This is a genomic window from Bacillus cereus group sp. BfR-BA-01310, assembly GCF_022664325.1.
Lineage (GTDB): Bacteria > Bacillota > Bacilli > Bacillales > Bacillaceae_G > Bacillus_A > Bacillus_A paramycoides.
This window is the reverse complement of sequence record NZ_JAKUHD010000013.1, coordinates 59,773-80,409: the sequence shown is the minus strand read 5'-3', so window position 1 is coordinate 80,409 and position 20,637 is coordinate 59,773. Positions and strand designations below refer to the sequence as shown.

Genomic DNA, 20,637 nt, shown 5'->3' with positions numbered 1-20,637 from the left:
AAAATAATCATATATGACGTAAATAAAAAATAAACTTGTTGAATATGTAATTAAAGCTAAAACTGTAGTAAATAGCATAAGCTGTATACGCAAGCCAAAGGAAAATGTTTTCCTTTCTTTTTCCATCTCTTCTTTCCCCCTTCTTATAAGCAATATAAGTACTACCTATATATTATTATCCATATTTTCGTTATAGAAAGATATAGGGATTTTAAAAATCATTATTTCCTTGAATATCAAATCCACCGAAAAAAATAAAGGATTCTGACAATTTATGACTAATAACAGAAATAAGGGGCAACATTTGTAAAATATATTTTTGACTGGAGGTTTTGTATGATTGAAGTTCAAAATCTAGTAAAATCATTTGGCTCACTTGATGTTTTAAAAGGAATTGATTTAGAAGTAAAAGAAAAAGAAGTTGTTGTTTTAATTGGTGCCAGTGGTTCCGGAAAAAGTACATTACTTCGCTGTCTTAACTTTTTAGAAATGTACGATGAAGGTGAAATTCACCTTCAGGGTGAACGAATTGATCCAAAGCATTCAAATTTAAACAAAGTCCGTGAAAATGTCGGTATGGTTTTTCAGCACTTTAACCTCTTTCCTCATATGACCTCACTAGAAAACATCATAGAAGCACCTATTCACGTTAAAAAATTGGAGACAGCAAATGCAAAGGAGATTGGGAATCAACTCCTACAAAAAGTCGGCCTACAGGATAAGGCTGACGTAACGCCCCACCTACTTTCAGGTGGCCAAAAACAGCGCATTGCGATAGCAAGAGCTCTTGCTATGAATCCTAAAATTATGCTATTTGATGAACCTACCTCAGCCTTAGACCCTGAACTTGTTGGAGAAGTATTGCAAGTTATGAAAGAACTTGCTGAAGAAGGAATGACCATGGTTATTGTTACTCATGAAATGAATTTTGCAAGAGATGTAGCTGATCGCGTCATCTTTATGGATGATGGGAAAATTGTAGAGGATGCTCCTCCAGCGCAATTCTTTTCAGCTCCATCACATGAACGGGCAAAGCAATTTTTACGTAACGTTTTATAATGTTACTTCTATTTCAAGCGTAAAGAAATACATTCATACGGCGCACAACTAATTGTCCAAATAAAATATCTCGATAACATACTTAAAACCATCCGTATGATCAATATATAGGAGGGGTTTTATGAAGAAGAAATTATTAACCATTGTTGCGAGTATTACATTATGTACATCCTTCATACTAGGAGCCTGTAGTAAGGAAAGTTCTACTACTTCATCAAACGGTGAAAAGGAATTTCGTTACGCGATGAGTGGCTTATACAAGCCTTTTAACTATAAAGAAAATGATGGGAAACTTGTCGGTTTTGATGTAGAAATAGGTGAAGCTCTCGCAAAAAAGATGGGAATGAAACCTGCTCCTGTTACAAATCCTTGGGAAACATTGATTCAAGGCCTACAATCAAAAAAATATGATGTGATATTAGGAAGTATGGCAATCACAGAAGAACGATTAAAAGCTGTCAATTTCTCAAATCCTTATTATCGCTCTGGTGCCCAAATTTTTGTATCTAAAAAAAATACATCTATCTCTTCTCCAGAAGACTTAAAAGGTAAGAAAATTGGTGTTGTAAAAGCTAGTACCTTTAAAAATCTTGTCACAAAATATACAGATCAAATTACAGAATACGATAGTGACATTACCGCTCTTATGGACTTAGAGCCTGGGCGTGTTGACGCGGTAATCACTGACCAGATGGTTGGTTTACGTATGATAAAAGAAGGAAAATCTAATATAAAAGAAGCTGGAAAGCCATTAAATCTTGATGAAATGGGAATTGCTATTCGCAAGGATGATAAAGAAATGACTGAGAAAGTAAATAAAGCTTTAGATGAAATCATTAAAGATGGCACGTATGAAAAGATCAGTAAAAAATGGTTTGGCCGTAATATTCTTGGGGAAGAGGCAAAAGCGAAGTAAGTTAGCTATTCAATGATTCCATAAATCATGCCCCACTTTTCATGTGGGGCATTTCATTCCCTACTAAAATCCATACAATATGAGGTGACACATATGTTTGAAATTTTTATTTCTACCTATCCTACACTCTTAAAGGCTACTATTGTCACATTACAATTAACATTAATATCCCTATTACTAGGTTCACTAATTGGATTACTATTCGCTTTCTTTCGAATCTCTAACAATAAGGTTTTAAATAGTATTGCTCATGTATACATCGCCATTATTCGTGGTACACCTTTAATTGTTCAAATCGCAATTCTCTATTTTGGGATTACATCTGTTGTTGTTTTTACCCCTTTTTGGGCAGGAGCAATTGCTTTAGCAATTCATAATGGGGCATATATTACAGAAATTTTCCGCGGATCAATTCAATCCGTTGACCGTGGACAATTGGAAGCTGCTCGCTCTTTAGGCATGCCTTATCCTTTAGCGATGCGCCGTATTATCTTACCGCAAGCATTTCGCCTATCTCTTCCTCCTCTAGGGAATCAATTTATTATTGGATTGAAAGATTCTTCCCTTGTTGCTTACGTAGGGATGTCCGAATTATGGGGATCAGGTTTATCGATTGCCGCAGGTAACTTCCAACAATTAGATACATATATCATTGTTGGTGTATACTATCTCGCACTTGTTCTTCTATTTACTTATCTTGTTAGTCTTCTAGAAAAACGACTACAACGAAAAGAAAATAACTCTATCCACGTCAATACAAAGAACAAGAAAGAAGTTTCTTTATAATAAAAAGCAAGCTCCAAGAGAGCTTGCTTTTTCACTTTAAAATATATCTAATTTTATTGATTTACCTTTTTAATAGCCTCTTTTTCCTCTATATGTTCCTCACGATATGAAATATTATGAGGGTCTAGTCCATTTCCTAAAGAACCGTAGAAATGTTCTTTATGAGGATCAATTAACTCACTTCCTTGATAGTACACACGTGGTGTATTCCAAAGCGCTGCCAATGCTTTTGTCATTGGCATTTCGTGATAACGTTCCGGCCACATTTCTTTAATTTTCTCTTTTACTAACGGATAGTATTTAGAGCTCATAGCAGGAAACAGATGATGTTCTGTATGATATGAGAAATTGAAATGTAAAACGTCTACCCAGCGCGGCACTGTTACTGATAAACAGTTTGCTAATGGATCATTTACTGGAACAATTGGATTTAAGCGATGATTTGTTGCGATATATGCCATTACAATAAAGTTAGCAATTAACAACGGAATCACGTATGCAAATAACCACTTTGCAGGTCCCATAATAAACAATAGACTAATCCAAACCGTCCAAGGCAAAAGAAGTTGAAGCCATACAGATTTTTGATTGGATGACTTAAATTCCTTAATAAAATGAAAGAACATTCGAGTCGAATGCAATGTAAATTGAATTGTTAGTGACAGAAAACTAAAGAATGAACGAACATGAAGAGGCATGTGATATACCCAGCTCAAAAATTTACTCTTTTTAAGTTTCTCAAGTGTCGGCCATGCATCTGGATCATTCTCTTCATGCTGTGTGTGAACATGATGCGTTGCATTATGCCACTTTCTCCAAAGTTTTGGACCAGTTGATAATGGCATAAATGCAATCGCACCTAAAAAATCACGAAGCCATGCCTTTCTTACAACCGTTCCATGTAAAATTTCATGTCCTAAAAATCCAAGTGAAGCAAAACATAGTCCAAGAACAATTGCAATTCCTAGATTTGCCCACACATTCAATTCAAATACACCAATCGTTATTAACCCCGCCAATGCCACAAGTAAATAAGCCAGTCCACCAAATAAACGAGTAGGAACTGGTTTAAATGCTTTTTTTGGCAAATGTGGTGATACACGCGCTGCATACCACCCAAACGTATGAAGCTCCTTCATCCTTTTGCCCCTTTCTTATGCCGCGCCCTGCGCAACTTGCATATATCAATTCTTGCTTCCAGATTGATTTTACTAGGCGATCCAAAAAGCATTTATCATAAGGAAAATATACTCACTCTATCGTCACTTATTTTTCGCTTTTATTATCAATGAAAAACATTTCTCTTTTTACTCTCTATCAACCTTTCCACATGATGAATCATAACAATAGACTTTCTATATTGTCAACAACTTTTATGACCTAGTAATAAAAGTTGGTTATATTTTTATAATTATACCTTATTTCAATAAAGAGAAAGTATAGGTTTTATAAGGATTTATCCGTTATATATATAAATATACTTAAAAGCTACAAACTCTATCTCACTCAAGAACTCTCTATGTATTAACAAATACGATCACTTGAATTTAGTTTTATATAAAGCATACCTCTTCATACTAATCCCTAAAAATAATTATTTTAGAATAGTTATATCTTTCGTTCATTAAAATTAAAATCCTTCAAAAATAGCACACATGAATTCCATATAATATGGAGATATTAAAAGGAAAATTGTTCTAAATCAGGAGGTTTTCGTAATGACAGATGACACATTTCCACAATTGCCATCATCCTATTGGATTAAATCCACTCAGTTTCCTACTTTTCCTCATTTATCCGAAAATATAAAGACAGATGTTGCTGTCATCGGTGCTGGTATTACAGGTATTACCACTGCCTATTTACTCGCTAAAGAAGGATTGAAAGTTGTTTTAATTGATTCTGGCTCTATTTTAAATGGAACAACTGGACATACAACTGCAAAAGTAACAGCACAACATGATCTTATTTATGACGAATTAATAAATCATTTTGGTGTTGAAAAAGCTCGGCTTTACTACGAATCAAATAATAAAGCTCTACAATTTATAAGCGAGACTGTGCAAGCATATAAAATTGACTGTAATTTCACAAATGAAGATTCCTATTTATACACAACTACTGATAATGGATTACGAAATTTAACGAAAGAATATGAAGCCTATCAAAAATTAAATATTCCTTGTGACTATGTTCAATCCCTACCCCTACCTATTCCAGTACAATCAGCACTTGTAATGAAGAATCAAGCGCAATTCCATCCTCTCCTTTATTTAAAAACACTTTTAGAAAAGTTTGTGGAAATGGGTGGAACAGTTTATGAACAAACAACAGCGTTAGATATTGAAAAAGGGGTTTATCCACAAGTAATTACAAAGAGTGGTCACCGCATCACTTGTGGATATGTCGTCTCTTGCTCACATTTCCCTTTTTATGATGCCAATAGCTTTTTCTTTACGCGAATGTATGCAGAACGTTCCTATGCTCTTGCTATAAAAGCGAAAACAGATTATCCAGGAGGGATGTATTTAAGTATTGATGATCCCAAACGCTCCTTACGCTATATAACAGACAATGGTGAACAACTAATTTTAATCGGTGGAGAAAGCCATAAAACAGGGCAAGGGATTAATACGATGCTTCATTATGAAGCACTATATTCCTTTGCTGAAGCTACTTTTGGAGTAGATGAAGTTCCTTATAGATGGTCTGCACAAGACTTAATTACTTTAGATAAACTCCCTTATATCGGACATATTAATGAAAGTAATCCAAATATATTTGTTGCAACAGGATATCGTAAATGGGGCATGACAACTGGAACTGCAGCAGCTCATTTACTAAAAGATTCAATTACAAAAATTCACAACCCTTATAAAGAACTTTTTGTACCATCACGCTTCCACTCGAATCCGGACATAAAGTCATTCCTTACACAGAACATTGATGTTGCTAAACATTTAATTGAAGGAAAAATTGAAATTGCTTTACGTAAACCAGAAGATCTTGAAGTTGGCGAAGGATCTGTTGTACGTGTCAACGGTAAACGCGCAGGTGCCTATAAAGACACAGAAGGAGAATTACATATTGTCGATACAACTTGTACGCACCTCGGCTGTGAAGTTGAATGGAATAACGGTGATTGCACTTGGGATTGTCCTTGCCACGGATCTCGCTTTTCAATTGATGGGGACGTTATCGAAGGTCCAGCAGATCAGCCATTGAAACGAGTGGATAACGAGTAAAAAAATAAAGAAGTTCAACGGAAATCCCGTTGAACTTCTTTATTTTTATGAAGATTTTTCAGATAATTTTCGACATAAGAAGGAAAATATTAGCATTCAACAAAATAATATATTAATTTACAGAAAAGAGGTGAATACTATGCAACCTTCTGCTCCACCTCATCTAGAATCTACAAAAACTACCTTTTCAAGCTCTATTACAAAACTTGTTGTTTTTATTTGTTGGCTAGCCATTCTAGCTGACGGATATGATTTAGGTATTTACGGTGCCGTCCTACCAAAGCTCCTAGAGGACAATAGCTGGGCACTATCACCAGCTCACGCTGGAACAATTGCCAGCTATGCTTTATTTGGGATGTTTATTGGTGCTATTCTAGTTGGAACCATTACAGATCTAATTGGACGAAAATGGACACTCATATGCTGCCTAGCCCTTTTTTCTATTACAATGGGCTTAGCTGCAATTGCTCCTTCTCCGGAATTATTCGGGCTATCTCGATTTATCGGAGGAATTGGATTAGGTGGTGTTATCCCAACAGCTTCGGCACTTACTGTTGAGTATTCACCCCAAAAGCGACAATCTTTTATTTATGCACTTATGTTTACCGGCTATCCTTTAGGTATCGTACTAGGCGCCATTTTGTCCATATTTATGTTAGAAGATTTCGGATGGAGAATTATGTTTGGCATCGGAATGATTCCGCTACTTCTCATTCCTTTCATTGTTCGTTATTTACCTGAGTCCATTCAATTTTTACTGTCACGTAATCGGCAAGAAGAAGCGAAACAAATTCGTGATCGTTTTCAAATTGAATTACATGTAAGAAAAGAAATTCCTCAAACATCATCTAATATACAAAAGAAAAACGGATTCCTTACATTATTCTCAAAAGAATACATGAAAGCAACTCTACTTTTCTGGACCACTTATATAATGGGAATGTTTTTAATATACGGTTTAAACACTTGGTTACCACAGATGATGCGCCAAGCAGGATATCCACTTGGATCTAGTTTATCATTTCTACTTATGCTAAACATTACTGCAGCTATCGGTGCATTATTTGCTGGGGCAATCGCGGATCGTATAGGAGCCAAAATTGTTATCAGCATCTCCTATCTTATGGCGGCCATATGTATCGGACTATTAACAATTAAACCATCCATTACAATCATTTATCTTTTAATTGGTCTTGCTGGAATTGGATCAGTCGGTATTACTCAAATATTAAATGCGTATGTAACACAATACTTCCCATCGCATATCCGAGCTACCTCTTTAGGCTGGGGACTTGGTCTTGGACGAATTGGCGCAATCGCCGGTCCGGTTCTTGTCGGTATTATTATGACAATGCAGTATGACTTGGCATGGAATTTTTACTTATTCTCATTTGCAGGTCTTATCGCAGCTATCTCTGTTTTCTTTATTCCTACAAACAAAAAAAGAGCATAAACTTACTTATGCTCTTTTTTGTATACTTCAAACAACATATTTCGAAATAATGTATTTAAGCTTTCAATATCGATGCCTAGTCCCTTTTCAATCCCTTTCACGTATTGCTGATAATAATCAATTTGCTCCTCTAAAAATTGATTTAACACATTAATTTTTAGACCAATATCCAATTCAGTACCCGCTTTTTTCTTTATTAGCAACTTTTCAATTTCATTCAATACAATAGGCTCTACTGATAGTTCCGTAATTAACCGGTCAAATTCTACTGGGGGCAATGTCCCTTTCTCTTCTAACCATTTACAGGCTAAAATAGGACGTAATACGTAAAAGTACTTTTTCAACTTTACATTTTCACCTTGTAAAAATTCACGATAGTTTTTTGAAGCCATATGTAAGTAATGATATATTGTTGATTTCGGATCAAAATCCTTTTCACTCATTTGCTGAAGTTGTTCTGGAAGGTTAGAGTTTTTCGAATAAAAAATCGGTGATCGAACCCATTCAAGTAACGCTGGATTTGACTTTGCAAATAGTTGCAATGCCTTTTTAATATCCCAGCCACTTATGTCTAAATCATCGCTAATTGGATATTCAATTACATCACGTTTATCATGAATTGATAAATACCAATCTACAGGACGTATATAGACAAACCTAACATCATAATCACTATCTTTCGACGGAAATCCCCACGCCCTGCTCCCTGATTCTACAGCAAATAAAATTTTCACATCATTCTCTTTTTCAATTCTTTCTAATTCTAATTCAATTTTCCCTTTCATTTCATACCCTCCCTATTTTTTGATCATTTCCCTGGAAATTCGACAAATATACTTCTAATTTTACTACATACTAAAATGGCTGTCAGAAAATTCCCGACAGCCTAACAAAATACTTATTTTTTCTTTTCAATTACAGCAACTGCAATTCGTTCAATCTCTTTTTGAATTTCTTCTTTATACGCATCGACTTTTGAAAAATCCATAGCAGCAATATAAATTCGCTCTAATTTATCACGAACTGATTTTGCCTTTGCTAAGAAAGACATCGCCTCACTCATTTTTGTTTTATACTGAATTGAAACGTCGCGAATTTCCGTAGCATACTTCTCATCTGTCCCTGGTGTAACAATGAGATCATACATATCAATAATTTCATCACCCTCACGACTTGGAAAATATTCATGCGGTGCTGTGCTATCAAAAATTGCAAATCCTAGTTCCCTTACAATAATCATATCGAGACTATTTGGATCAAATCCACAATGATACACTTCTACTTCAAAACCTTTTTCTTCTGCTGCCTTGGCTAATTTTTTAAGCATCGTTGATTTCCCGGAACCTGGGCGACCTTTTATAAAATAGCGATGCGGCAGTCCTTCTGTTAAATTAGGAACGAAATCAACCGCTCCCTTCGGTGTAGCAGCCCCTAAAAAACGGTGTTTCACGATCGATTTATCTCCACTTTTATCTGCAAATAGTTTCTGTATAAGCTGATCTGTTAATTCGTTTGCTTTATTAAAATCAATGTTATTAATATATATTTTCTCCCACTCATCATGTATAACTAACGCTTCTTTAAAACATCCATAAGCTGCTTGAAAGGCTTTACTTGCTTCTGAAACGAATCGTTCAATCTCTAATTTCTGCTTTCTTAATTTATTTGAATCCCAAGCAACCCCTAAATTTATATACTCTTCTACAACTCCAGGCATTTTCGGCTCAATAACGTGTGGCGATGTCCCATCGACAATTCCTACATTTAACTTCGGAATAATTACACCGTCAACTGACTTATTGTCAGAAGAACAATGTAAAAATTCAATATTATATCCTTTTTCAGCCCATTCACGCCCAATTGCTTTTATTAAAGAAGACTTCCCTGTTCCTGGACCACCTTTTAAAATAAACAACCTATCTAGCCCTTTTAAACTCTCTTCATACAAGCTATAAAATCCTCTAGCTGTATTTCCACCAGCAAAATAGTTCAATACATTCCCTGTCACTGCACCCACCCCTTCGCAGCATTCTACTTACATAAGCTACAATATGCGAGATACTTTATTTGGGTGAATACCTATTTTGTATTGCACTAAAAAAGGAAATGAATTACAATTAAACAAACAAAAAATTCCGAATATTAAAACTGAATATACCTTTATCAAGAGAGGCAGAGGGACCGGCCCTTTGAAGCCCAGCAACCTCAGTTTATAAAAACTGAATAGGTGCTAATTCCTGCAAAATGCTTTGCATTTTGGAAGATAAAACTTAACTACTGTATGTAAAGCTCATCTTTCTTGATTATGGAAGATGAGCTTTTTATTATTTTAAAAACATATATTGGAGGTATTTAGGATGAAAGTAATTGACCTATCACAAACGTTTGAAAACAATATGTCTCAATTTCCTGGAACACCAAAAATCCAACTACAAGCAATTACAAGTGTTGAAGAGACAGGATATCAAGTTACAGATTTTCATTCTGTCGTTCATGTCGGCACGCATTGCGATGCTCCTGCGCATTTTATTTCTGGCGCAACAACAATTGATCGATTACCCCTTGATCAATTTGTAGGCGAAGCTGTTCTTATCGATGTAACTCATGTTCAAGAACGAAAGTTGCCTAAGGAAGTACTCAATACTACCGACATAAAGGAAGGAGATATTGTTATTTTCCATTCCAATCTATCTAATAAATGGAACACGGAATCTTATGCGAAAGAAGCATTTTATCTTTCCGAAGAATTAGCTGAAGAACTAGTTAAATTAAAAATAAAATCTGTCGGTTTAGATTTTATTTCTCCTGATGAAGTAACTACAGAAACATCACCTATTCATCACATATTACTAGGGAATAACATTTATTTAATTGAAAACTTAACAAATCTAGATTCCATTAAAACGAAGCGCTTCTTTTTCTCAGCAGCACCTTTAAAAATTAAAAATAGTGATGGTGCTTTTGCCAGAGCATTTGCTGTTATTTTTTAAAATAAGAACTACTTAAGGACAACAAAAAAAGCAAAGATCACTTTTGACCTTTGCTTCTATATTTTTTATTTAAATTAAGAAAGAATTGTTCCACCCGTGGGCGTACCCAAGCTAAATAATCTTTATCTTTCTGCTTTGTACAAGCTATCTCTTCTCCATCTACCATTCCGACAAGTTCTAGCTCTAACATTTGCCTCGTGAATGCTAACATGTCTACTTCTTCTGTCGGATACTCTTCTTTTAATTTCTCCTCAATTTCTCCCAATAAAAAACCGTCACGCATCATTGCTAGTGCATCAATCCAAAGTGGCGGCATTTCATATTTTTCTCCTGTAATCGTATCTTTTACAATATAATTCTTTTGCTCTTTTCGAAATTGAATCGTGTGTAAACATACAGCCGAATTTAATGTTAATTCCATCATACCACCCCTTTCATCATATCTGCATAGAAAAAAGGATGCGCGTGCACCCCTTCTTTTCTTTTCATAACACTACCGAACCGTTACACGAGCTCAAAGCTTCATGTCGATATTTTCCTCCATTATAAACGAAGTGTTTTATAAAAAAAACCCTTCTTGAAACATTTTATAAAATGTTTATATTTACACAACAAGAGCACTTTTCTGAAAAATTTTTTCTTCTAATGCACTACGCTGTTGGTAAATAAATTTTCACTTTCGTTCCTACGCCCATACTACTTTGAATTGCGATACTCCCTTGATGTTCTTCAATAATTTTATATGTAATCATTAACCCAAGACCTGTACCATTCTCCTTTGTTGTATAAAATGCCTTTCCGATTTTCTCTATCTTCTCATTCTCTATACCAAAACCTTGATCTTCGACAGAAATACACAAATTATCTCCAGCTTTTTTGAATGCACGAATATGAATGTCTCCACCTTCTGGCATCGATTCTATTCCATTCTTGATAATGTTTAACAACACTTGTTTTAATTGCTTATCATCGCCATTTATAGCGGGTAAATTTCCATCTACTTGCAAGTGGAATTTCACCTTATATTGAGACGCATAACTTTCCATTAACTGTACAACATATAAAAGGATTTCTCGTATATTACACCATTCATAATTAATCGGTTTCGGTTTTCCCAATAACATCAATTCACTAACAAACCCGTTAATCCTCTCAATTTCTTGTAGCATAATCTCATAGCTCATCACATCAGTAGGGTTTCTTTCTTTTTGGATTTGTGTAAATCCTTTTAGAGCTGTTAATGGATTTCGAATTTCATGAGCAATTGTTGTAGACATAGTCCCAATTACAGCTAAATTTTCGGTCTCTTTCATAATATTCATCATCTCAACAACTGTTCTTACATAAGACTGAAATCGATTTAACAAAGAATGTGAAATAATAAAAAAGAATACACATAAAACAAGCGGAATCACAACTTTTATATCTTGTAATACCAACGTAAAAAATACATATTTTCCAATTACACTAAAGGAAACTAAATAAAAATATTTTCTATTCACAAAAATCGGTGCAAATAAAATTAACAGTATTTCAACCATATTTCCGCTTTCAAAAACACGATCACTGTGTAGATAAATCATTAGGTTATTAATAAGATCAGTAAGCATGTACCCAATTAAAAATAAATATTTTACAAAATAAACATACCCTTGTCTTTGAAGATATATTGAAATAGGAAATAAAGATATTACTAATATATATACACCTATCCCCATACCACCTTCTGGCCAACCTATCGTTGCCTCATTAATATCCATAGCAGGATAAACAAAATAATAGATAACGTCATATAAAAAGAATATAATATAGAATAATAATAAAAATACTTTTAAAGCTTCTCTTTCTTCATAAACCAAGCTTTTGAATTTGTTCATATAAAAACTCCTCTTGATCAATACCCCAAAAATATTTTAAATTTTATCCCTTTAAATTATAATTATGAAATTGCTTTCAGGGCAATATGTAACCTTCTAATACGAAAAGATCCCGTATTAAGATACATTTCTGTATATCTTAATACGGGATCTTTTCATAAATTTAATCTTCGTCTTTAACATCCATATCTTCCGGAATTGGCTCGTTTAATATTTCTTCCACTAACTGTTTATATTTCTCCATTTGTTCTAAATGTGTATTAAATTGTTCTTTATTTAATAAATATTGCTCTCCATCGAACAACGCACGAATTTTCTTTTGCTGAATTAAATCTTCAACATACGATTTTGGTAAATTCAAATACTCCGCGGCCTCTTCTATCGTTATATACAATGTGTTCATTCCTTTATTGTTTTTTCATATATATACTGTACCTTACTTTACTTTATTTTTGTAAACAAATAAAAAAGATTTTGTAAATGCAAATTAAAAAGCAGGTAGATGCATTCCATATATTGTATAATAATATAGTAAGTATTTTTTTAAATATAGAATGGTATTACCCATTTACACAAAGGAGAGTTAACATATGGCTACTCGACACATCATTACAATGTTAGAAAAAACATTACGAGTTGAAACAGAAAACACAATTTCTCATCTATCTAAGTCTTTATCCGATCGCATTCTTTCTCAAAGTGCAGCAGCACATGAAAGCAATTGTTACCATACGATTGGTGAATGGTACAAAAATCATTTCTTATTCCAACAAGATGATTTCCTTTGGGCTAAATACGCTTTCTATGATGCATATTGTGAGGCTATAAAAAAACAAGGTCATCTTACAAAACGCGTTCGTCAAATATTGGAATCGTTAGCTCGAAAACATGGAAAACAATACATTTCTTCCATACAGAATATGCCATTTCCAAACGAACAAGCAAAAGGGACAGCATAATTTGATGTTGACCAACACAAATCAAGCATAGATTCATTGTTTTCAAGAAAGATTTACAAATAAAACGTTCAAGTCTTTGTATTCCCTTTTTGGAGAAATACATTCATATGACATGAACTAATGAAACCGGTGTCATGATAATGAATGAAAATATAGTAAACAGGAAAACCCCCATTTACACCTCTCATTCATAGAAATAGAGATGTAAATGGGGGTATACTTGCTTCCTTTCTTATTTCATCATCTGCTTAATCAATTCTCGATTTCTCTTCTTAAATACTTCATTATGCGAAGAAACCATTCCGTACTCACTTGCATCTGGTTGAATAAATTGTTTCGCTTTATTCACAGCATTTCCAGCATCTTGGAATGCTCCTGCTATTAAATGTAATTTCCCTTCATGCTTTAGAATATCTCCAGCAGCATATAATCCATCTACCGAGGACTCACTATTTGCATTCCCTGCAATAAAATAATTATCCACAATTGCAACATCTAGCTCACTATTTTCTAATAATGTAATGTCACGTTCATATCCATGATTAATAATAACTTCATCAACAGATACATGAGAAACCTCTCCAGTTTCATGATTCGTTAATTCTACATACTCAATCGCCTCATGACTATCGCTAGCAATTAATTTTGTAATTGCTGTATTAAAGAAACATTCTGCTGAACTGTTCATAAGTTGTTTTACTTGTGCTTCATGGCCAGATAATGATTCTTTTCTATATGTTAAATAAACCTTTTTTGCGATTGGTTCTAATTCATTCGCCCAATCAATTGCAGAGTTCCCCCCACCTGAAATAATTACCGTTTTATCTTTGAAACGCTTTAAAGATTTAACTGTATAATTTAAATTTGAGACTTCGAATCTCTCAGCACCTTCAATTGATAACTTTTGTGGATTCAATATACCACTTCCAGTTGCGACGATCACTGTTTTTGAAAAATGTTCTTCTCCAGTACTTGTTTTTAACGTAAAAATGCCATCCTGATTACGAATAATCGATTCTATTTTTGTATTTAATATAACTTCTGGTTGGAATGTTAATCCTTGTTGTATAAGTTGCTCAATTAATTTCTCACCAGTAACTGGTAACAATCCGCCAATATCCCAAATCATTTTTTCTGGATAAACATGTATTTTACCACCTAACTGTGGTTGAAATTCTATTATTTTCGTTTTCATCTCTCTTAGTCCACTATAAAAAGCTGAATAAAGCCCCGCAGGTCCACCGCCTATCACGGTTACATCAAACAATTCTTCTTGATTCATTCATGCTCACTCCTCAGCTACTAATCATTGATTATCATTCTCAATAAAATATAACTTGTTTTTATGAATTTTACAATCCAAATTACTATTGACAATACATCTATATACAATTATATTATTTAAAGAATCGATAGTGATAATCATTATCATTTTGTTAATTATTAGCAAGTTGTAGATTTCATCTTCTTTCATTAATTATGATGAACACTCTATAGTGAAATCTCAAATTCAAGATTGTTAATAAGAATTTTGTATTACCACCAGCTTTTCAAAAAATCAAAGTTAAACAAATTATTATGTATTACATATTAGCTATCAAAAGGAGCAAGACGATGAAAAAATTATTCATTTCACTAACAGTTCTGTTCGTCCTTGTTATGAGTGCTTGTAGCAACGGTTCAACAGACAAGAAAAACGACGCACAAGGTAAGAAGTCAGAGACAATTACATACCAATCTGAAAATGGTAAAGTGGAAGTTCCAGCAAATCCACAACGTGTCGTTGTCCTATCATCATTCGCTGGTAACGTAATGTCATTAGGTGTAAATCTTGTTGGGGTAGATTCATGGTCTAAACAAAATCCTCGCTTTGATAGCAAACTTAAAAACGTTGCTGAAGTATCAGATGAGAATGTTGAAAAGATCGCAGAATTAAATCCAGACTTAATCATTGGTTTATCAAATATTAAAAATGTCGATAAGTTAAAGAAAATCGCTCCTACTGTAACATTTACATATGGAAAAGTTGATTACTTAACACAACATTTAGAAATCGGTAAGTTATTAAACAAAGAAAAAGAAGCAAAAACTTGGGTTGATGATTTCAAGAAACGCGCACAAACGGCTGGAAAAGAAATTAAAACGAAGATCGGTGAAGATGCAACAGTTTCTGTTGTTGAAAACTTCAACAAACAGCTTTATGTATATGGCGATAACTGGGGCCGTGGAACAGAAATTCTTTACCAAGAAATGAAATTAAAAATGCCTGAAAAAGTAAAAGAAAAGGCATTAAAAGAAGGTTACTACGCATTATCTACTGAGGTATTACCTGAGTTTGCTGGTGATTACTTAATCGTAAGTAAAAACAAAGATACTGATAACTCATTCCAAGAGACAGAATCATACAAAAACATTCCAGCAGTAAAAAATAATCGTGTATTTGAAGCAAACATGATGGAATTCTACTTTAATGATCCACTTACATTAGACTTCCAATTAGATTTCTTCAAGAAAAGCTTTCTTGGTCAATAATACAACAATGAGGAATTCTTAAATTAAGAATTCCTCTTCCTTTATTCTATGAAAAGAAAAGATGTGAAATTGATGACAAAAGAGCAAGACAATCTACGTTCCACCGCTTTTACATACAAATTAATTTTGAGCGTTATTGCATTCTTTCTTATTTTTATGGCAGCAATGGTATTCGGTGCTGCAGATACTTCTATAAAAGATGTATGGTTAGCACTCACCTCCTCTGCTAAAGGCGACAAGTTATCTATTCTTCGTGAAATACGTTTACCACGTGAAGTTGCTGCTATTTTTGTAGGAGCTGGACTTGCTGTTTCTGGTGCAATTATGCAAGGCTTAACGCGAAATCCTCTTGCTGATCCTGGATTACTTGGCCTAACTGGCGGTGCAAATGCTGCGCTTGCACTCACACTCGCTTTCAATCCTTCCATTAGCTATCTTTACTTAACGCTAGCTTGCTTTATCGGTGCTGCAATTGGCGCTATTATGGTATTTGGAATTGGCATGGTGAAAAAGGGCGGACTTTCTCCCCTTCGAATTGTATTAGCTGGTGCTGCTGTTTCAGCATTCCTAATCGCCATTTCAGAAGGTATTGGCATTTACTTTAAAATTTCACAAGATGTATCACTTTGGACGGCTGGGGGCGTAATTGGAACGACTTGGAGCCAATTAAAAATTATTATTCCGGTTATTTCGATAAGTATCTTTATCGCTATTTTACTTGCAAAGAAATTGACAGTCCTTAGTTTCAGTGAAGAAGTTGCCATTGGACTCGGTCAAAAAATTATCGTCATTAAAACGATTTTATTTATCATTATTATCTTGCTTGCTGGTGCTTCTGTAGCGCTTGTCGGGAATATGGCATTTATCGGCTTAATGATACCTCATATGGTTCGTCCAATCGTTGGGCCAGACTACCGTTTTGTCATACCGATGTCAGCAATCGCTGGTGCTTCCTTTATGCTACTCGCAGATACAATTGGGCGTACAATTAACGCTCCGTACGAAACACCAGTTGCTGCAATTGTCGCTATTGTAGGATTACCAGTCTTCCTATTTATTGTTCATAAAGGGGGAAGAACGTTCTCATGATGCAACAATCTATTATAAAGAAACAACGTCTTATCATACTTGCATTACTTATACTTACTATCACAACAATTGTGATCGGAATGGGACTCGGCTCTGCCTCTCTCTCCTATGACAGATTAATCCCAACACTTATGGGACAAGGTACATTTAAAGAGGAATTCGTTTTATATTCTTTAAGACTACCTAGAATCGTCATTACATTATTAGCTGGTATGGCACTCGCTTTATCAGGTGCTATATTACAAGGTATTACTCGAAACGATTTAGCTGAACCCGGTATTCTTGGAATCAACTCTGGTGCTGGTGTTGCAGTTGCAGTTTTCTTCTTATACTTCCCGATAGATGTAGGTTCATTTCTTTATCTACTACCAGTCGTTGGATTTATCGGTGCTTTTCTGACAGCTTGTCTCATTTACGTATTTTCATACAGTAAAACAGAAGGACTTCAGCCAATACGATTAACATTAACAGGTATCGGTTTTGCCTTTGCACTATCTGGAACAATGATTGTACTAATCTCATCAGCAGATCGTATGAAAGTAGACTTTATTTCAAAATGGATTGCCGGAAACATTTGGGGAGATGACTGGACATTTGTTTTAGCAATGCTTCCATGGCTAATCGTATTAATCCCATTTGTCTTCTATAAAGCCAACCGATTAAACATCCTTGCATTAAACGAACCAATAGCAATTGGAGTCGGTATCGAAATTGAAAAAGAACGAAGATACTTATTAATTGCAGCCGTTGCGCTTGCTGCCGCAGCCGTTTCCGTAACAGGAGGAATTAGCTTTATCGGACTTATGGCTCCTCACATCGCCAAATCTTTAGTAGGCCCAAGACATCAAATATTCATCCCTATCGCCGTTTTAATCGGCGGATGGTTATTGCTACTAGCGGACACAATTGGACGAAATATTGTCGAACCTAGCGGTATTCCAGCAGGTATTGTCGTTGCTTTAATTGGTGCACCTTACTTTATGTATTTGTTGTTGAAGAAAGCGTAAAAAACCCCCTCAAGATTTTTTCTTTGAGGGGGTTTTCATTTCATTCTACTGCTGCCCATCCCCTTCAAACTTCTTCGCCAAACTTTCCATCTCGTCTTCTGGCAATAACTTCGGTTCCCCGACACTTTTCGTTTGATAATAAATTTGAGCTCAAAACTCGATTTCTTCTGCAACAGTAAATGCCATGATGACAAAAATTGTTCAAAAAGATTCCGATACATTTTGTTTTATTTATTGCAAAATTCTTTGTACAATAAAATAAGAAGTTACTGTTCAAATACAACATCTACTAAGAACTCTTTCCACGAATAAATTTAATTATCATCTTTATATTTCAATCTTAAATTAAAACACCCTTTCACCTATGACTATATTCACTCATTTAAAACTAAATTTTCTACTCTATCACTGCTAAACTACTTCATAATCTTAATTGAGAATAAATATTAATTAAAATTACAATAAAGTGCTACATTCTCCTTGACAAAATAACCACTTCTATATGATAATTAATATTGAATTAGAATTATTACAGTTAATTAAAAAATATATTTTATGAGCAAACTAATTTCCGATGCTCAAAACCAACATTTAGGAGGAATTTTAATATGTTATTAATCGGCACAGAAGTAAAACCGTTTAAAGCTAATGCTTACCATAATGGAGAATTTATCCAAGTTACTGATGAAAGTTTAAAAGGAAAATGGAGCGTAGTTTGTTTCTACCCTGCAGACTTCACATTCGTTTGTCCAACTGAACTTGAAGACTTACAAAACCAATATGCAACACTTAAAGAACTAGGCGTTGAAGTATACTCTGTATCTACAGACACTCACTTCACACATAAAGCATGGCATGATAGCTCAGAAACTATCGGCAAAATCGAATACATTATGATTGGTGACCCAACTCGCACAATCACTAGCAACTTCAACGTTTTAATGGAAGAAGAAGGTCTTGCTGCTCGTGGTACATTCATCATCGATCCAGACGGCGTTATCCAATCTATGGAAATCAACGCTGATGGTATCGGCCGTGACGCAAGCATTCTTGTTAACAAAATTAAAGCAGCTCAATACGTACGTAACAACCCAGGTGAAGTTTGCCCAGCTAAATGGCAAGAGGGTTCTGCAACACTTAAACCAAGCCTTGACCTTGTAGGCAAAATCTAAGGAGTTCGATCAAAATGATACTAGATGCAGATATAAAAACACAACTATCCCAATACCTTCAATTAATGGAGAATGACATTTTACTTAAAGTTAGCGCAGGAGACGATAACGTATCTAAAGATATGTTATCTCTAGTAGATGAATTAGCTACTATGTCATCTAAGATTACAGTAGAAAAAGTTGAACTAGAGAGAACACCAAGCTTTAGCGTAAATCGCCCTGGTGAAGACACTGGTGTAGTATTCGCTGGTATTCCATTAGGACACGAATTCACTTCATTAGTGTTAGCTTTACTACAAGTGAGTGGACGCGCTCCAAAAGTTGAACAAAAATTAATTGATCAAATAAAAAACATTCAAGGCGAATATCATTTTGAATCTTATATCAGCCTAAGTTGTCACAACTGTCCTGATGTTGTACAAGCTCTTAACGTAATGAGCGTTCTAAACTCTGGTATTACACATACTATGATTGACGGCGCTGCATTCAAAGAGGAAGTCGAAAGTAAAGACATTATGGCAGTACCAACTGTTTATCTAAATGGTGAATCTTTCGGAAGTGGTCGTATGACACTTGAAGAAATTCTAGCTAAAATGGGTAACGGTCCAGATGCATCAGAGCTTTCTGATAAAGATCCGTACGATGTTCTTGTTGTTGGTGGCGGCCCAGCTGGTGCAAGTGCAGCAATTTATGCAGCACGTAAAGGCATCCGCACTGGTATCGTTGCTGAGCGCTTCGGTGGTCAAGTAATGGATACTATGGGTATTGAGAACTTCATCAGCGTAAAACGCACTGAAGGTCCTAAGCTAGTAGCAAGCCTTGAAGAGCACGTAAAAGAATACGACATCGATGTAATGAATCTACAACGTGCGAAACGTTTAGAGAAAAAAGAACTTATTGAAGTGGAACTTGAAAACGGCGCTATTCTGAAAAGTAAGAGCGTAATCGTTTCAACAGGTGCTCGCTGGCGTAACGTTGGCGTACCAGGTGAAGCTGAGTTCAAAAACAAAGGTGTAGCATACTGCCCTCACTGTGACGGTCCATTATTCATCGGAAAAGATGTAGCGGTTATTGGTGGAGGTAACTCTGGTATTGAAGCAGCTATCGACTTAGCAGGTATTGTTAAGCACGTAACTGTTCTTGAATTCATGCCAGAATTAAAAGCTGATGCTGTATTACAAGAGCGTCTTAATAGCCTACCTAACGTAACTGTTCTGAAAAACGTTCAAACGAAAGAAATTACTGGTACTGACAAAGTAAACGGTATTTCTTACATCGATCGTGAAACTGAAGAAGTTCACCATGTTGAATTACAAGGTGTATTCGTTCAAATCGGTCTTGTGCCAAACACAGACTGGTTAGGTGACACAGTTGAACGCGTTCGCGGTGAAATCGTAACAGATAAGCACGGTGCTACAAATGTACCAGGAGTGTTTGCTGCAGGTGACTGTACAAATAATCCATACAAACAAATTATCATCTCTATGGGTTCAGGAGCGAATGCAGCTTTAGGTGCATTTGATTACTTAATCCGTAACTAATTATAGAGACG

The 20,637-nt window shown here is 35.0% G+C and carries 19 protein-coding genes, 1 pseudogene and 1 riboswitch; of the genes and pseudogenes, 12 read left to right on the top strand and 8 right to left on the bottom strand.

All coding sequences use genetic code 11. The features are described from left to right. Window positions 1-336 precede the first annotated feature (336 nt). The 3 genes from MR109_RS21360 to MR109_RS21350 all read left to right on the top strand — a co-directional run bounded on the left by MR109_RS21360 (window position 337) and on the right by MR109_RS21350 (window position 2,761). Entirely contained in the window at window positions 337-1,059 is a 723-nt protein-coding gene (locus MR109_RS21360) for an amino acid ABC transporter ATP-binding protein (RefSeq protein ID WP_242273791.1), read from the top strand. A gap of 121 nt (window positions 1,060-1,180) precedes the next feature. Continuing rightward, the gene (locus tag MR109_RS21355; protein WP_098306666.1) at window positions 1,181-1,975 is read left to right on the top strand and encodes an ABC transporter substrate-binding protein; all 795 of its coding nucleotides are present in this window, start codon (window positions 1,181-1,183) and stop codon (window positions 1,973-1,975) included. A gap of 93 nt (window positions 1,976-2,068) precedes the next feature. Next, complete coding sequence (locus MR109_RS21350) at window positions 2,069-2,761, top strand: amino acid ABC transporter permease (RefSeq protein ID WP_242273790.1); 693 nt, start codon at window positions 2,069-2,071, stop codon at window positions 2,759-2,761. 53 nt (window positions 2,762-2,814) lie between these two features. Here MR109_RS21350 and desB read toward each other — a convergent pair whose 3' ends face one another. Further along, window positions 2,815-3,900 carry a Delta(10) desaturase DesB gene (gene desB / locus MR109_RS21345; protein WP_025150542.1) on the bottom strand — a complete coding sequence of 362 codons (1,086 nt, stop codon included), beginning with the start codon at window positions 3,898-3,900 and terminating at the stop codon, window positions 2,815-2,817. A gap of 579 nt (window positions 3,901-4,479) precedes the next feature. Between desB and MR109_RS21340 the strand changes: the two genes are divergently transcribed. Continuing rightward, window positions 4,480-6,006: an FAD-dependent oxidoreductase gene (locus tag MR109_RS21340; protein ID WP_242273789.1), complete on the top strand. Its 1,527-nt coding sequence runs from the start codon at window positions 4,480-4,482 to the stop codon at window positions 6,004-6,006. 139 nt (window positions 6,007-6,145) lie between these two features. Then, window positions 6,146-7,459 (top strand): MFS transporter, encoded by a 1,314-nt coding sequence (locus tag MR109_RS21335; RefSeq protein WP_242273788.1) that lies wholly within the window; start codon window positions 6,146-6,148, stop codon window positions 7,457-7,459. A gap of 2 nt (window positions 7,460-7,461) precedes the next feature. Here MR109_RS21335 and MR109_RS21330 read toward each other — a convergent pair whose 3' ends face one another. Together MR109_RS21330 and MR109_RS21325 are read right to left on the bottom strand one after the other, a co-directional pair. Then, on the bottom strand, window positions 7,462-8,244 hold the full coding sequence (locus MR109_RS21330; RefSeq protein ID WP_242273787.1) for a nucleotidyltransferase domain-containing protein: 783 nt from the start codon (window positions 8,242-8,244) through the stop codon (window positions 7,462-7,464). Between the two features lie 113 nt (window positions 8,245-8,357). Next, window positions 8,358-9,467, bottom strand: a complete 1,110-nt coding sequence (locus MR109_RS21325; protein ID WP_048375523.1) for a PRK06851 family protein — start codon at window positions 9,465-9,467, stop codon at window positions 8,358-8,360. Between the two features lie 149 nt (window positions 9,468-9,616). Continuing rightward, a riboswitch (SAM riboswitch) is annotated at window positions 9,617-9,729 on the top strand. An 87-nt stretch (window positions 9,730-9,816) separates the two neighbouring features. Here MR109_RS21325 and MR109_RS21320 point away from each other — a divergent pair. Beyond that, window positions 9,817-10,449 (top strand): cyclase family protein, encoded by a 633-nt coding sequence (locus tag MR109_RS21320; protein WP_242273786.1) that lies wholly within the window; start codon window positions 9,817-9,819, stop codon window positions 10,447-10,449. 37 nt (window positions 10,450-10,486) lie between these two features. Here the strand turns inward: MR109_RS21320 and MR109_RS21315 are convergent, their stop codons facing one another. The 3 genes from MR109_RS21315 to MR109_RS21305 form a co-directional block, all read right to left on the bottom strand. Continuing rightward, window positions 10,487-10,870, bottom strand: a complete 384-nt coding sequence (locus MR109_RS21315; RefSeq protein ID WP_178941194.1) for a hypothetical protein — start codon at window positions 10,868-10,870, stop codon at window positions 10,487-10,489. A 229-nt stretch (window positions 10,871-11,099) separates the two neighbouring features. After that, complete coding sequence (locus tag MR109_RS21310) at window positions 11,100-12,326, bottom strand: ATP-binding protein (RefSeq protein ID WP_242273785.1); 1,227 nt, start codon at window positions 12,324-12,326, stop codon at window positions 11,100-11,102. A gap of 163 nt (window positions 12,327-12,489) precedes the next feature. Then, window positions 12,490-12,729 carry a helix-turn-helix domain-containing protein gene (locus MR109_RS21305; protein WP_029953170.1) on the bottom strand — a complete coding sequence of 80 codons (240 nt, stop codon included), beginning with the start codon at window positions 12,727-12,729 and terminating at the stop codon, window positions 12,490-12,492. A 187-nt stretch (window positions 12,730-12,916) separates the two neighbouring features. Here MR109_RS21305 and MR109_RS21300 point away from each other — a divergent pair, with 187 nt between their 5' ends. Beyond that, window positions 12,917-13,285: a hypothetical protein gene (locus MR109_RS21300; protein ID WP_071718259.1), complete on the top strand. Its 369-nt coding sequence runs from the start codon at window positions 12,917-12,919 to the stop codon at window positions 13,283-13,285. Between the two features lie 232 nt (window positions 13,286-13,517). Here the strand turns inward: MR109_RS21300 and MR109_RS21295 are convergent, their stop codons facing one another. Continuing rightward, complete coding sequence (locus MR109_RS21295; protein ID WP_071718260.1) at window positions 13,518-14,567, bottom strand: NAD(P)/FAD-dependent oxidoreductase; 1,050 nt, start codon at window positions 14,565-14,567, stop codon at window positions 13,518-13,520. Between the two features lie 332 nt (window positions 14,568-14,899). On the opposite strand from MR109_RS21295, the gene MR109_RS21290 reads away from it, so the two are divergent. From MR109_RS21290 to MR109_RS21280, 3 genes are read left to right on the top strand one after another with little or no spacing between them, the layout of a single operon-like run. After that, window positions 14,900-15,817 (top strand): iron-hydroxamate ABC transporter substrate-binding protein, encoded by a 918-nt coding sequence (locus tag MR109_RS21290; RefSeq protein ID WP_098306684.1) that lies wholly within the window; start codon window positions 14,900-14,902, stop codon window positions 15,815-15,817. Window positions 15,818-15,865: 48 nt separating this feature from the next. Continuing rightward, window positions 15,866-16,906 (top strand): FecCD family ABC transporter permease, encoded by a 1,041-nt coding sequence (locus MR109_RS21285; protein WP_242273783.1) that lies wholly within the window; start codon window positions 15,866-15,868, stop codon window positions 16,904-16,906. Beyond that, entirely contained in the window at window positions 16,906-17,913 is a 1,008-nt protein-coding gene (locus tag MR109_RS21280) for a FecCD family ABC transporter permease (protein WP_071718280.1), read from the top strand. Before MR109_RS21285 ends, MR109_RS21280 begins: the two co-directional genes overlap by 1 nt. A gap of 45 nt (window positions 17,914-17,958) precedes the next feature. On the opposite strand, the pseudogene MR109_RS21275 reads toward MR109_RS21280, so the two are convergent. Beyond that, window positions 17,959-18,099: pseudogene (locus MR109_RS21275) on the bottom strand (fuculose phosphate aldolase); the annotation flags it as partial. Between the two features lie 422 nt (window positions 18,100-18,521). On the opposite strand from MR109_RS21275, the gene ahpC reads away from it, so the two are divergent. Next, entirely contained in the window at window positions 18,522-19,085 is a 564-nt protein-coding gene (gene ahpC / locus MR109_RS21270) for an alkyl hydroperoxide reductase subunit C (RefSeq protein WP_000924421.1), read from the top strand. Window positions 19,086-19,099: 14 nt separating this feature from the next. Further along, entirely contained in the window at window positions 19,100-20,626 is a 1,527-nt protein-coding gene (gene ahpF, locus MR109_RS21265; RefSeq protein ID WP_098475675.1) for an alkyl hydroperoxide reductase subunit F, read from the top strand. The last annotated feature ends 11 nt before the right edge of the window (window positions 20,627-20,637 follow it).